The following is a 12,919-nucleotide window of genomic DNA, read 5'->3' on the forward strand; positions in this document are numbered from 1 at the left end:
AATATTGCCACTTCTGCGACCCCGTGAGATCGCGCTCCGACACGTCAAGCTATGCGTCAACAGTTTTGTTGTCAACAACTCTGTTGACGACCTGTCGTTTGGCGACTACCACCGTTAGGCATAGGCATGGCTGAAAAGCGTCTCGCAGCAAGCAAGTGCCCGGTTCTGGAACGACCGCCACCGGCCCTGTCTTCCTCCCTTCCCACCGGCCGTAGATCAGATCTAGGCTGGGCTATCCTTCCTTTCCGGCAAGACCTCAACGAGGACCTTGATCAGCGGCGTTAGCACCCGCAGCGCCGCAGCGCTGACGCCCGCTGCAATCAGTAGCTCCGGAGCAGTCGCCAGTATGATCAGTACCACCACGGCCACATCTCTGATCTCGATCTCCCTTGCGACGCCCCTGAGAGAGCGCCCGAGTTCGCGCACCAGCGAAGCGAGCAACCCTACGACTCGAAGTCGACCTTTCTTGTCATTTGCGGACTTGGCAGCTGCCACCAGATGGCCGATCACCTGGCCCACATGATCCGGGTCCAGCCTGTCTACGAGGCGCTTAAGGGCTCCCGTCGCCGCAGCGGCGATCCGTGTGGCACGCTCCGGGCCGATCTTGGTGAGGGCAGCCTTGGAGACCTTGTCCATCTTTCCTTTGCCGTCCACGTCGATCGTCTCGGCGACGCGGCGGACGGCCGCCTCGACCCGACGCGGATCGAGCTTGACGATGGTCTTTCGAGCCAGCCGAGTCGCTTCGCGGGCGATACGCGCGGCGGCGGCGGGATCAATGTTCTGGACCAGGTCTCGGACGGCGGCAGCAACCACCCGAACGCTACGTGCCTTGCGGGGCGAAAGGACCCTAAGCCGACGGGCCACGCCCTTCGATCGCTGGCCGAGACCGTGTGCAATCCCAGCCAGATCACTCGCCCCGATTCTCCGGAACTCCCGGGCAGCTCTCACCAATCTACGCGGGTGAAGCTTGACGACTACCGATTTGGCGGCCTTACCAGACGCGCCCAACGCCCCTTCCCTAGCTCCAGTCGGGTTGAGCCTGCGGGCCAGCCGCCTCATTGCCCCGGCAGAGCGTGCCAATACGCCCGCTCCGCAACGGGACCCGTCTTCAAGGTCCGCGGTAGGCTGCTCGATCGGCATCCCGTCTCCGGGCAGTTCTATGACCACAAGAGCAGTGCTGGCGGCTACCGAATTCCTCGCCTCAGGCTTTTTCGTCCAGAAAGGCAGGCGCATGCTCGTCAGACCTCAGGTGCCTCGGCAGCGGCGTCACCCAGCCTTCGAGCAGAATCAGTGGAGGGCTCCTCAGGCATCTGCTCTAGTCCACTGGCAGCTCCGTTGGAGGGAGGGTCAGAGATGTCGCCTACCATCGGCGCCAGCCTGGCCAACGCCAAGACGTACAAGAACAGCGTGAAGAACGCGAGATATCCGGTGACCGGATGTCGCGGTTCACAGGTCGGGACGAGCCTGCACAAGAACTCCCTCCAACCTCCAACCGGACTCGATGGCAGCAAGACAAACTTGAAGGTGAACGTCAATGCAAAGATGACGATGCAGCTCCGCAAGAGCCGTATTCGGTCAGCGGCGATGGCCCGCGTGTTGAATGCAAGTAGCACCAGTGAGTACAGGGTGTAAACTGCTATGCGAAGCAGACCCCCATTGGGGACCGTCAGTTCGAACACCTGGGCCGATGCGAACACGACTGCCAGAAGCATCAACAGCCCCTTGAGATCGGGCGTTGGGCGGGACGAGTTCAAGAGCCGTTCAAGCGCGAGAGCGCCGTGCCTGTTGAGTGCGCCAACCATCAGCACTGCAACCACAAGCGAAAACAGCGATGGCGCGCGCCACATCTCGGATTCGCCAACCCGCAGGCCCCCGAGCAACCCAACAGCAAGAAACACAAGAGGTAACAGCGTCGCGTCACGGCTGGCAGTCGACGCCGATGGAATGCGCCGGGCCAGCCCGCGTAGTTCCGTGATCCACGCCTCTACGACCTGTCTCAAGTCGCTAACGTCCATGAGTCAGCGTCTACCCTTCCTTCGCATCCCCCTGGGAGGGGTCGAAGACCTTGCCCGAGAAGCGAGCCTGCCATCCGTCGTCCGTATGCCAGAGTCGCTCTCTCGATTCCCAGAGCGCTTCAATTCGCCAGCGCCCGTCCGACGGTGATGTGATACACCGTCTGCTGCCGCTCGTAGATCACGAGGACCAGCCCCTCGGACTGCGCCTCCAGGAGCACCCGGCTGAAGATGGCTCCCAGTTCGCGGGACTTGCGGCCCGAGACCGACTCCAGCGCCAGATCCACGAACCGCTCGACGTGCGGGGCGAACTCGGCGGGTACGCCGGCGAGAATCTCCGGTGGCCGCTCGGCCGGGGGTGCGAAGGCGGAGTAGGAGAGGTCGACGGTGGTGCCGAACTCGTGTGAGCTCACGCCGGCGGCCGCGTTCGGGTTCCTGCCCCGCAGCCGTGCCTGCCGCTCGGACGTGCGCAGGGCGCTCGTCACCTCGATGCGGTAGGGCGGAAGCCCCATCTCCGCGAGGCGTTCCTGGAAGCGCCGGCCCAGCTCCTCGAGCAGGACGGGCACCTCGGGGACCATGTACGTGGGAGAAGTGCCGGGGCGAACGATCCAGTGGACGGTGCTGTCCTCGAGCTGAACCAGCCGCCCGGCCGCAACAAGGGAGTCCAGGGCCGCGCGGTCGGCTACCCGCACGCCCAGCTCGCGGGCGCGGGCCACGTGCGACGCGTTGAGGAAGCGGCGGAGCGCGTTCTCCTGGGCCGTCGTCATCACCGGGAGGGGAGATAGGATGCCGTTGGCCCTGTCCGCCTCCCGGTCCGTGAGGGAAAGCGCCTGCGACAGGGCTCGCTCGATCTCCGCCACCGTGGCGGCCCTGGTCGCCTCTATGGCCGCCTCCACCGCCGCCTCCCTCTCCCGTTCCGCTCTGCCGCACGAGGTGAGGATCAGGGCCAGAAGCGCAATCCATGCCGCTCCGGAACGAAACGAAACCGTGCCGCCGGCTCTCATCGAATTCCTCCAGTCCAACGGGTCGCAGGAACCGTCAACAGTGTACGGGTTTCGACGCTAGACACGTGCATGACCGCAGGCAAGGAGCAGCGTGCAATGACCCAAGGCAGATTCCATCCCCGCTCGAGTGTCGTCGGAAGAGCCCGGCTCGCGAGGGCAACCGGAACCTGGGCCCGTCCATCCGATTAGACAGACAGAGCAAGCACGTTTCCCGATCCCGCTCGAACCGCCGATGGCCATCGACCAGCTCCCACTCGTCCGGCGGCAGCCGCATCGCGGCATCCCGCTCGCGCATGACCGCGCCCAGGCCGGAACCGCCCACGCCCTGAACGCAATCTTTCTCCTGATGTTCGGCTTCGCCGCCGCATCGCCCTCGCAGGCACAGATCACGGGCTACGTCCTCAACGAAGAGGGCGACCCCGTCCCCGGTGCCGCCGTGGAGGCGTGGGCCGCGGACCGCAAGATCGGAGGCCGGCTGGCCAACGAAGACGGCTCGTTCCGGTTCCCCGCCGAAATGACGGGACGGATTCGCGCCCTGTATGCGGGACAGCTCGGATACCATCCCGAGGTGGTCCAGATCGAGGAGGGCGTCGAGTCCTACGAGATCCGCCTCACCCGCGAACCCATCCCGCTTCCCGAGCTCGTGGTGGATGCGCAACGGGACCGCTGCGCGGGCGGGGAGGATCGCGGTGCACGCCGCCTGTGGGAGCACGCGGCCGCGCGCTACAACCAAGGTCTGGACACGCTGGGCGTGGCCACCTATCTGGCGTCCGTGGAATCCATCCTGCCGGAGGGCGAGGTGGGAACGGTGCAGGCCGCGGGCGAGGCCGTGGCGCAGCGCGGCTCCTCTTCCCTGCTCCGGTTCAGCTGGCGGCGTCGCATAGAGCGCGAGGGGTACGCGTACCAGATCCGGAGATCCACGCCCGAGCAATCGTACACGTCCTGGGTCTATCCTCCGCTGGAGGCGGATTTCGCCCCGCACTTCGCGGGAGAGTTCTTCGGCGATCGGCACCGCTTCTATTTCGACCGGTCCGACGAGCCCGATGGCGACGGGAGCGTGACGCTGGTGTTCTGCGCGCGGGACGACGACCACCCGTCGATGGAAGGCACGCTGGTCATCAGCCCGGACACGACCATCGCGGTGGCCCAGTGGCTCTTCCGCACCCCGGAGCCGGTGGAGCACGCGGGTGGCCGCGCGGTGTTCGGTCCGCTCGCGGACGATCCCGAGGACTCGTATCTGCTGCCCATCGAGGGCGTCTTCTGGCGCAGGTCGCCGCCCGACAGCTACTGGCAGCGGTATCAGAAGTTCGAGCAGTGGATGGTCGCGCAGGGCGACTCGGTGCCTTTCCTTCCCAAGAGGCCGGGCGGAGATTAGGGCGGTCTGCGGGTACGCCGCAGCAATACCTGCCCCTCGAACCCGCCACCGCCATGAAACACTTCGCCTTCGGCAGGCGCGTCCGCGCCGGGTCCGTGGTCCTCATGCTGTCCGCCTGCGCCGAAGCCGCCCCCGGGCCCCAGCCTGCCGGCGACGGGGACTGGGTTGCCTACGGCCGCGACGCGGGAGGATCCAAGTATTCGCCGCTCGACCAGATCACGACGGCGAATGTGGGCGAGCTCGAGCTGGCGTGGAGCTGGGAGACGGGCGAGCAACCGATTCCGGGGCCGTTGTCACCGATCCGCGGGCAGGAGACGCGCCCGGGCAATTTCGAGACCACGCCGCTGGCCTTCAACGACACGCTCTTCTTCACGACGGCCTACAACCGGGTCATCGCCCTCGAGGGGAGCACGGGACGCCCGCACTGGGAGTACGATCCGCGCACCGTGGAATGGGGCCAGCCGCCCAACGGCACCGGCTTCGTGCACCGCGGGGTGGCGGTGTGGAGCGGGCCGGGCGAGCGGCGCATCTTCCTCAACACGCGCTGGCGCCTGATCGCGCTCGACGCCGCCACCGGCGAACCGATCCAGTCCTTCGGGCACCGGGGCGAGATCGACCTCACCGAGCCGTTGCTCTGGCCCACCAACCGCCTGCACTACACGCAGACGTCGCCGCCGGTGGTCTTCGAGGACCTGGTGATCGTGGGCAACGGGGTGTGGGACGGCTTCGTCTACCCGCGCGATCCGCCGGGGAACGTGCAGGCCTTCGACGTACACACGGGCGAGCTGGCGTGGTCGTTCAACCTCATCCCGCAGCCCGGCGAGCCCGGCAACGAGACCTGGGAGGACGGCAGCTGGGACTACACAGGGCACACCAACGCCTGGGCGCCGATGGTGGTGGACGAGGAGCGCGGGCTCCTGTATGCGGGAATCGGCACCCCGTCCAACGACTACTACGGCGGCCACCGCCTGGGCGACAACCTGTACGCGGAGTCGCTGGTGGCTCTGGACGCACGAACGGGCGAGCTGGCGTGGCATTTCCAGACCGTGCACCACGGGCTATGGGACTTCGACCTCCCGGGCGCGCCGGCGTTGCTGACGGTGACGGTCGATGGCCGGGGGGTCGACGCGGTGGCCGTGGCCGGCAAGACCGGCTTCGTCTACACCTTCGACCGGGAGACCGGCGAGCCGGTGTGGCCCATCGAGGAGCGGCGCGTCCCGCCGAGCGACGTGCCCGGCGAGGTCGCCGCCGCGACCCAGCCCTTCCCCACCTCCCCGCCCCCGTTTGCCCGCCAGGGATTCACTCCCGACGACCTCATCGACCTCACGCCGGAGCTGCGGCGGCGCGCGGAAGAGCTGACAGCCGGCTACCGCTTCGGCCCCCTCTACGAGCCGCCCTCCATGGAGGGCACCATCGCCATGCCGGGCATCCTCGGCGGCGGCAACTGGGGCGGCGTGGCGGTGGATCCCGCCAGCGCGGTCCTGTTCGTGAAGTCGTCCGAGGAGGCCAGCCTGCTCCGGATCGCGCCCGCCAACCCGGCCACTACGGTGGCCGACTACGCCATCGACCGCACGGCGTCCCGGACCCTGACGGTGGACGGGCTGCCCATCTCCAACCCGCCCTACGGCACCGTTACGGCCATCGACATGAACGGCGGCGCGATCCTCTGGCAGGAGGCGGTCGGGGAGCGCCCCGAGATCGCGGGACATCCGGCGCTGGCCGAGCTCGACCTGCCCGCCCGGCTGGGGGTGGTGGGGGCGCCGGGGCCGTTCGCGACCGCCGGCGGCCTCGTGTTCCTCACCGGCGGCTCGGACATCCTGTACGCCTTCGACGCGGCGAGCGGAGAGGTGCTCTGGGAGGGCCGGCTGCCCGCGCGGGCCTACGCCAACCCGATGACCTTCGAGACCCGGGACGGCCGGCAATTGGTGGTCATCGCCACGGGCGAACGCGAGGGGGCGGCGCTGCTGGCGTTCGGGCTCTAGGGATCAGCCGGACGGTTCTGCCGCAGGAGCTCCTCCGCTCCCTCCGGCAGGAACAGCTTGTCCGAGATATCCGCGATCTCCTCGGCTTCTTCCCAGGCCTTCTCCAGTAGCCACAATTCGCCTTCCAGGGCGCGTCGCTCCTGTTCTTCGTGGAGCGCCATTTCCAGCGCGAGCTTGTGCGGTTTGGGCATCTTGTTGACGTAGCCTGGCACGCCCTTCTTGTCTTCGAAGCGCTGTCCCTCCGCGACCCTCGCCAGAAAACGCTCCGGATGTCCGGTGGTCTCGATGAGGCCTACGGCGTTCTGCACCGCACCGCTGGCTCCGCCGGACGCGTTCATCCTCGGGAGGATCGCCGCTGCGAACCGGTGCGCTTCGGCGCCGTCGTGCCAGGTCTTCCGTTTTCCCTTGCGGATCTGAAGCCTGAAGCCCTGCTCGTCGTCGGCGGGCCGGATGCGCGTGCCCAGAAGGTCATGGTTGTTGAGCTTGATGACACGCTCTGCTTCGGGACGCAGTTTCACGACAGTGCGCCGACTCCGCCAGACGTTGAACCAGTTGGGCACCTGGCTGATGACGCCCGCGCCCACGCCGGCTACGGCTCCGCCGACCACGATGCCTCCGATCACGACGGCCACGGCCGTCCCATACAGGATCGTACGTTTTCGCCGCCGCCCGAACTGGTCTCCGTAGCGCCAGGCCGCGAACTCGGGCCGCATGGGCTCGCCGATGCGCACCAGGGTCAGGCCCTCGGGATGACGCGCCAATCCGATGTTGTCCGTGGAGACACGGATGCGGGTGTCGCGGAAGAGCCGCTCGCAGTCTTCAACCGCCTCCCAGCGCTCCTCGAGCGGCGTCAGGTTCCAGCGCTCGCACTTCGTACAGACCACCCAGAGGCGGCCCCGGACGGCGTCGAAGGCCAGCCTCCGCCCAACCGGGAACGACTCCACGACCTCGTTGGCGCCCAGAGGCTTCCGGCAGAACATGCATGTGGTGTACATGAGTTTTCGACGTGCTCAGGTCACCAGGTCCGAAGGGGTCCAGAGTAGTTCTGTACGATGTCAATAAGACGACCGAGGCGGCTTCGGGGTTTCCCTGCTCGTGAAGCCGACCACCACGGGACGACTATCCAGGACGTGGAGCCAAAGACTGCGGATTCATGGCCACCCCGTCAACGTCGGACTCGGCGCGTATCCGGTCGACCGATTGGTCGGCGTTCCTAAAGCCCCATCAGCCCGAAACGCCTCCATAGATCGTCGAGCCACTCGATCTCGTCCGGCGTGAGTGGTCCTGTTGAGCGCGCGTGCCACCACTCCATGACCTCCGTCTCGGCAGCTCGCAACGCCGGCGCCCAGCCGGCTGCCGGCCCGGAGCCCTGGTCCGCGAACAGCTTCGCTCTATCGATGAAGAACGCGCCTCCGAGCGACGCGAGAGAGATGGCTCGATCGGCCTGCGGCGGAACCTCGGGCGGGCGGCGCAAGCCGAGCCGCAAGTATGGTAGCGTCCAGTTGTTGGGCTCGATCACACCCGCAGGATTCTCCACGACCACCCACGCGTGCACGACCGATATCCCGGCTTCGCTCCGCCCATGCACAGTTGAACGAGCGTCGTGCAGGCCAAGGTCCTCGTGATCCGTGCGGTGGCTCTCCATATCGAGTCTGCCGGAATGGACGTGCCATGCGTCACCCTCGAATGGGTTCGGCGGAGGAACCTTGCCGTTTCCGGAACCCACCACGTATCCAAAACCGATTCCCACCAGCATCTCGCGCCCGTCCACAACCGCGTACATGAGGATTTCGGGTCTCGCGGGATTGATCTCGCCGTCGAACAACCGCGCCAGGCTGACCCAGTGACGTCCCATGGCGGGGGCGTCGGCTCCCACCCGTCGAAATCCATCGGCGACAGCGGCCGAGGGGTCATGGTAACGCTCGGTCGCACGCTGGCTGACCACCAGGAAATCGGTCTGCTCCGCCGACAACCCGCACCAGGATGGCAAGGGCCGTCCGGACGACGAATGCTCCTGTCCCTGCGCACCGCAGCACCAGCACAGCCAGGCGGCCAGCGAGACCAGGGAGCGAATCGTCCTCACGGTTCGCCATCCGGATCCAGGGTCTCGAGCTCGCCGTACGCTGCCTCGAGACGGGCCAGCAGGTCCCCGCTCACGCCCTGCGGATAGCGGCTCAGGAGCTGCAGATTGGCGCGGTCCTCGGGATTCGCGGCCAAGTCTTCGCCCGTCGCTTCATAGGGTCGGACATTTGCCGACAAGGAAAAGCCGCGGCCAAAAAAGCCGCGGCGGACGCCACCGGCATGCGCGAATCGGCCTCGGGTGATTCCCGGGAACGGAATACGCGCCAGCCTTCCCGCGAGCCGGTGCTGACCCGCCGAGTCAACAAGGACGAGAAGGGCGTCCTCCTCCACGGCAAGCACCTCCGCGTCAAGGGTATCGCCAGCGACATACAGCAGTGAGGCGATTCCCGAGGGGTGCAGCGCGGGGGGAAACCGATCCACCTTGGGGCCATACGAACAGGCCGGCATCAGAAGGGAGACCATCCCCGCGAGAACGAACCGGGTCTTCGGATGCGGCACCGGTCACCTCACCGGGATTCGGGTGGCGTAGAACTGCTCCTCCATCGTATCACGTGCCGCGTGCCACCGGCGGAGGGCCTCGACGAGGGTTTCGGGGCCTGGCCGGAACGGTTCCGTTTCGCGCCCGGCGGCCAGCCAGCTTTGCCGGACCCACTCGATGTAGTAGCCCTGCGACGCGAGGAAGAACGTGCGACTGCGGTTCCGCCCGTCTTGCCGGGCATCGACACCGGGCCGGAAGACGATCTCAAAGGCATGCCCGGGAGAGGTCACAAGATACGAGTCGTCCGCCGACGCCAGATTGGCGAGCATGTCCGTCTGGTCGCTGCCGTCCAGGGCGTGGATCATCGAGAGCGGAACCACTCGGCCTTCGGCGTATCGCGCGGTCTCGAACGGCATCACATGGTCGATCCGCCAGTGATCGGCCGGAAACGCCAGCCGGATCCTCACGGACGCCTCCGTCCGGTCCGGGCTCACGGGAACGACGACGGCGACATCATCCCACGCCAGCGGCCCTTTGTCGGGAATCCGGGCAACCTCACGCCATGTGCCGCTCTCGAGTACGCTGGCGCGCATACCGAGGTTGTCGGCGGCCCACTGGCCGAGTTCGACCGCCGGCCCGATCTCCCCAAGATCCTGGCCGAGCCAGTCCAGTGCACGCGCCCCTCGGTCGCCCAGCATCATGTCGTAGAAGAGCACCGTGGCGAGCAGGCTGTTCCTCAGGCGCAGGTGCAGCCCGATCTGCCCGGCCTCCAGGGGAACCGCTACATCCAGTTCGATATGGTCCTCGACCTCCCCGGGACCCGAAGCTATGGCATCCTCGATGCGGGACACGGAGCTGGTGTACAGGATTCCGTCCGGCCTTGAGAGCAGCTCCGTCACGTCGCGGCCATCCCGGTCCGCAGCGTGCTGCAACGCGAGCGGGCTTCCGAGCCTGACGGGCCTTCCCTCGGGATCCGGGACCACCTGCTCGTGGGACGCGTGCCCGACTTCGATCAGTTCGAAGTGGTTGATGTAGTGCGTCTCCACCGCTTCGTTGCGAACCTCGAGACGTACCTCGCCCTGGTCGTCAACGCCGACCGCGAGTCGGTCGACATCTCGCGATTCGAACAGCGGAGCGATGCTGTATGAGAACGCTTCGGCCTCCAGCAATTCGACTCCCGTGCCATCCGAGTACACCGTGGGGCAAGAACCCCAGATCGCGGCAGCAAGACCAGCGCTCACCACGGTGATTGCCGCGGTGTGCAGGTAGACGGAAGCGATCGACTTAAGGATATCCGTTTCCGTCCTGAAGCTCTCCATGGCAAGCACGCTGTCCAGAGCGACTCCCAGGACGGCGCCGACGGGGTTGAGACGAATGTCGAATCGCGCCCCATCACCCGTTACCAGGCTGTTGTCGATCGTGACCCCGTCAGAGAATACGATCGTGGAACCGTCCACGAGGTGCGCCTTGACTGGCGACTGAACCACGCGCGGCCCGGCCAGCGGGACCGATTCGTACCGGACGTTGGTCACGCACGAACCGATCGCGGCTACCAGAACCGCGGCGCCGATGGCGGCGCGGAACGGGTGGCGTACGCGGAGAACGTGTAGGGCACTACCAGCCGAGACCCAAACCATTGTCGCTTCCTTGAACTGAACTGCAGGCGAACGTGTCCCAGCCGCGTCCGGTCACCGCAATACTCGTATCGACGAGATTACGTCGTCCCAGTTCCGAATTGAGTCGTGGGGGATACCTAATGGTGGTAGTGGGATCCGGCTGAGGTCCGGGATGTCGGACGTGACGGTGAGGCTGTCCCCCCGGAAGGTATCGTGCACATATAGGACCGCCTGCCATCCATCGGCGACTCTGATGGAAGAAACGCAATCGGTCCAATATTCCTGACCGAAGATCTTGGTGGCGCAGTCCGACGCAGCGGGTTGAGGCTCGTCGTCCACCCGCCGGAGGTCTCTCACGTCGTTGACAAAGACCCGGTGCGGACCGCGGTAGTCGGCGCGCGCGAATACGATGATGCCGGCGCTGGGGACGAGTCCGACCGGATCGATCGGACTGCCTTCGCACCCTGCGAGCAGCAACAGCACGAGGAACGAGGCTGTGAGGTGCGTTTCGTTGAGCCGGCCGGAACCCATCAGCGGATGCCGGGCTCCCGCTCCGCCATCCTGGCGATCAGCCGGTTTCGCGGCATGCGCTCGATGAGAGCCCTGTGTCTCGTCTCCTCCAGATCCTCCCGCAAACTCGCCCGCAGCGCGTCGCCGGCTTGCCCGGTGAAACCGGTCACACCCGTCACAGCGGCCGCCCCATCGCGTCCGATGCATTCCTTCAGGTTGACGGTGCCGCCCGTGGACGTGCGTTGTGGATTCACCCGTAAATTCCAGAGGAGTCCCCACAGCCGCCATGTCGCCGGGATGCAGCCGGAGAAATAGTTTCGGCGGACGTCGCCGGCGGGGAGCAGGGGCGGCGAGCCTGTCAACTCGTTACCTGCAAGGGAGATGAAGCTCTCGACCTCGTAGAGCGAAAGGCTATCGAGTTCGGCCGGTGCCGGGCCCGAGAAGCGGTTGTTGTCCGCGAACAGGAAAGCCAGGGGGTATCGGTCACTGTCCCAGTCATGCAGGAATGCCGACCGCACGAACTCCCCCGATATCGGACCCGACAGGTCGTTGTCGTCCAGCCACAGGACTTCCAGCACCTCCAGGTCGCCCAGCTCCGGCGGGATCGAACCGGTCAATTGATTGTCCTGCAGTTCCAACGCCCTGAGGCTGTCGAGCTGGCCCAACTCCGGCGGAATCGAGCCCGTCAGCCGATTGCCGGAAAGGGACAGGTCCATCAGCCTGGACAGCTCGCCCAGCTCCGGCGGGATCGACCCCGCGATTTCGTTGTCGTTGAGGAGCAGGAACCTGAGATTGTCGATGTCGGTCAGCTCTGGCGGGAGCTCGGTCAATTCGTTGTGGGCGAGGGTGAGGAACTGGAGGTTGGCGAGGCCGCCAAGTTCCGATGGGACGTCAGCCAGGTTGTTTCCCGAAAGGTACAGCACTTCGAGATTGCCCAGGTTGCCAAGTTCCGACGGGACGCTGGTCAACTTGAGATCTTCGAGGGTCAGTACCACGAGGTTGTCCAGGTCGCCAAGTTCCGGTGGGATGGAACCCGTCAGTTGATTCGCGCCCAGCCACAAGGCCAAGAGGCCATCCAGTCCGCCGAGTGCCGATGGGATCGATCCTGTCAACTGATTATGGCTTAGCGCCAACGCCTCGAGGTTGGCCAGTTCGGCGAGTTCGACAGGGATCGATCCCGTCAACTGATTCCCGGCCAGCATCAACTCCTCGAGATTGGCCAGCTCGCCGAGTTCGGCGGGGATCGATCCCGTCAGTTGGTTCGAGACCAGGTACAACGAAGCGAGATTGCCGAGATCGCCCAGCTCCGGCGGAATTGAACCCGTCAGCCTGTTCTCATCGAGATCCAGGACTTCGAGGCTGGACAGGTCGCCGAGTTCCGCCGGGATCGACCCCGTCAGTTGGTTTGCCCAGAGATTCAGCCAGAGAAGGCTGGAAAGGTTGCCGAGCTCCGCCGGGATCGACCCCGTCAGCCGGTTGAAAGAGAGGTCCAGGTCCTCCAGGTTGCCCAGACCGCCCAGTTCTCCCGGGATTGAACCGGTCAACCGGTTTTCGGGGAGTTGCAGCTCCACCAGTTTGGTCAGGCTCCCGAGTTCCGGCGGAATCGACCCGGACAGGTTGTTGTAAGGCAGCCACAAGGCCTGCACCCGGCCGGCCGTGTCCACGCCGACGCCTTCCCAGTCGGCGATCGACGGTTCGGACATCCAGCCGCCCTGGTAATCCCAGTCCGGACCTCCGGTGGCGTGATAGAAGACCTCGAGGATTTCACGGTCTGTCAGCGTATCGGTCACCGCATTCCGAGCCTGCGCCTCGGCGTAAGGCGCGGCTTCAGCAATGGGTGCCACTACCTCTGCGGCGTCT

General features: G+C 66.0%; 12 protein-coding genes. 3 read left to right on the forward strand and 9 right to left on the reverse strand.

The window, feature by feature from the left end:
• Positions 1-222: 222 nt before the first annotated feature.
• The 3 genes from OXU32_15830 to OXU32_15840 all read right to left on the reverse strand — a co-directional run bounded on the left by OXU32_15830 (position 223) and on the right by OXU32_15840 (position 3,016).
• Positions 223-1,233: a hypothetical protein gene (locus tag OXU32_15830; GenBank protein MDE0075425.1), complete on the reverse strand. Its 1,011-nt coding sequence runs from the start codon at positions 1,231-1,233 to the stop codon at positions 223-225.
• A 5-nt stretch (positions 1,234-1,238) separates the two neighbouring features.
• Positions 1,239-2,015, reverse strand: a complete 777-nt coding sequence (locus OXU32_15835; protein MDE0075426.1) for a hypothetical protein — start codon at positions 2,013-2,015, stop codon at positions 1,239-1,241.
• A 119-nt stretch (positions 2,016-2,134) separates the two neighbouring features.
• The gene (locus tag OXU32_15840) at positions 2,135-3,016 is read right to left on the reverse strand and encodes a DUF5715 family protein (GenBank protein MDE0075427.1); all 882 of its coding nucleotides are present in this window, start codon (positions 3,014-3,016) and stop codon (positions 2,135-2,137) included.
• A gap of 232 nt (positions 3,017-3,248) precedes the next feature.
• Between OXU32_15840 and OXU32_15845 the strand changes: the two genes are divergently transcribed.
• Together OXU32_15845 and OXU32_15850 are read left to right on the forward strand one after the other, a co-directional pair.
• The gene (locus OXU32_15845; GenBank protein MDE0075428.1) at positions 3,249-4,391 is read left to right on the forward strand and encodes a hypothetical protein; all 1,143 of its coding nucleotides are present in this window, start codon (positions 3,249-3,251) and stop codon (positions 4,389-4,391) included.
• A gap of 53 nt (positions 4,392-4,444) precedes the next feature.
• Positions 4,445-6,373, forward strand: a complete 1,929-nt coding sequence (locus OXU32_15850) for a pyrroloquinoline quinone-dependent dehydrogenase (GenBank protein MDE0075429.1) — start codon at positions 4,445-4,447, stop codon at positions 6,371-6,373.
• Here OXU32_15850 and OXU32_15855 read toward each other — a convergent pair.
• The 3 genes from OXU32_15855 to OXU32_15865 form a co-directional block, all read right to left on the reverse strand.
• On the reverse strand, positions 6,370-7,368 hold the full coding sequence (locus OXU32_15855; protein MDE0075430.1) for a hypothetical protein: 999 nt from the start codon (positions 7,366-7,368) through the stop codon (positions 6,370-6,372). The two genes, OXU32_15850 and OXU32_15855, sit on opposite strands and share 4 nt — an antisense overlap.
• 218 nt (positions 7,369-7,586) lie before the next feature.
• On the reverse strand, positions 7,587-8,456 hold the full coding sequence (locus OXU32_15860) for a hypothetical protein (protein MDE0075431.1): 870 nt from the start codon (positions 8,454-8,456) through the stop codon (positions 7,587-7,589).
• Positions 8,453-8,590 carry a hypothetical protein gene (locus OXU32_15865; GenBank protein ID MDE0075432.1) on the reverse strand — a complete coding sequence of 46 codons (138 nt, stop codon included), beginning with the start codon at positions 8,588-8,590 and terminating at the stop codon, positions 8,453-8,455. The genes OXU32_15860 and OXU32_15865 overlap by 4 nt, the downstream gene beginning before the upstream one ends.
• Positions 8,591-8,674: 84 nt before the next feature.
• Here OXU32_15865 and OXU32_15870 point away from each other — a divergent pair, with 84 nt between their 5' ends.
• The gene (locus OXU32_15870; protein ID MDE0075433.1) at positions 8,675-8,833 is read left to right on the forward strand and encodes a hypothetical protein; all 159 of its coding nucleotides are present in this window, start codon (positions 8,675-8,677) and stop codon (positions 8,831-8,833) included.
• Positions 8,834-8,956: 123 nt separating this feature from the next.
• Here OXU32_15870 and OXU32_15875 read toward each other — a convergent pair whose 3' ends face one another.
• From OXU32_15875 to OXU32_15885, 3 genes are all read right to left on the reverse strand, one after another.
• The gene (locus OXU32_15875; protein ID MDE0075434.1) at positions 8,957-10,465 is read right to left on the reverse strand and encodes a hypothetical protein; all 1,509 of its coding nucleotides are present in this window, start codon (positions 10,463-10,465) and stop codon (positions 8,957-8,959) included.
• Positions 10,466-10,621: 156 nt separating this feature from the next.
• Entirely contained in the window at positions 10,622-11,080 is a 459-nt protein-coding gene (locus tag OXU32_15880) for a hypothetical protein (GenBank protein ID MDE0075435.1), read from the reverse strand.
• Complete coding sequence (locus tag OXU32_15885; GenBank protein MDE0075436.1) at positions 11,080-12,903, reverse strand: leucine-rich repeat domain-containing protein; 1,824 nt, start codon at positions 12,901-12,903, stop codon at positions 11,080-11,082. Before OXU32_15885 ends, OXU32_15880 begins: the two co-directional genes overlap by 1 nt.
• Between the last annotated feature and the right edge of the window lie 16 nt (positions 12,904-12,919).

The sequence above is a fragment of the Gammaproteobacteria bacterium genome, from assembly GCA_028819075.1.
Classification (GTDB): domain Bacteria; phylum Gemmatimonadota; class Gemmatimonadetes; order Longimicrobiales; family Gaopeijiaceae; genus BD2-11.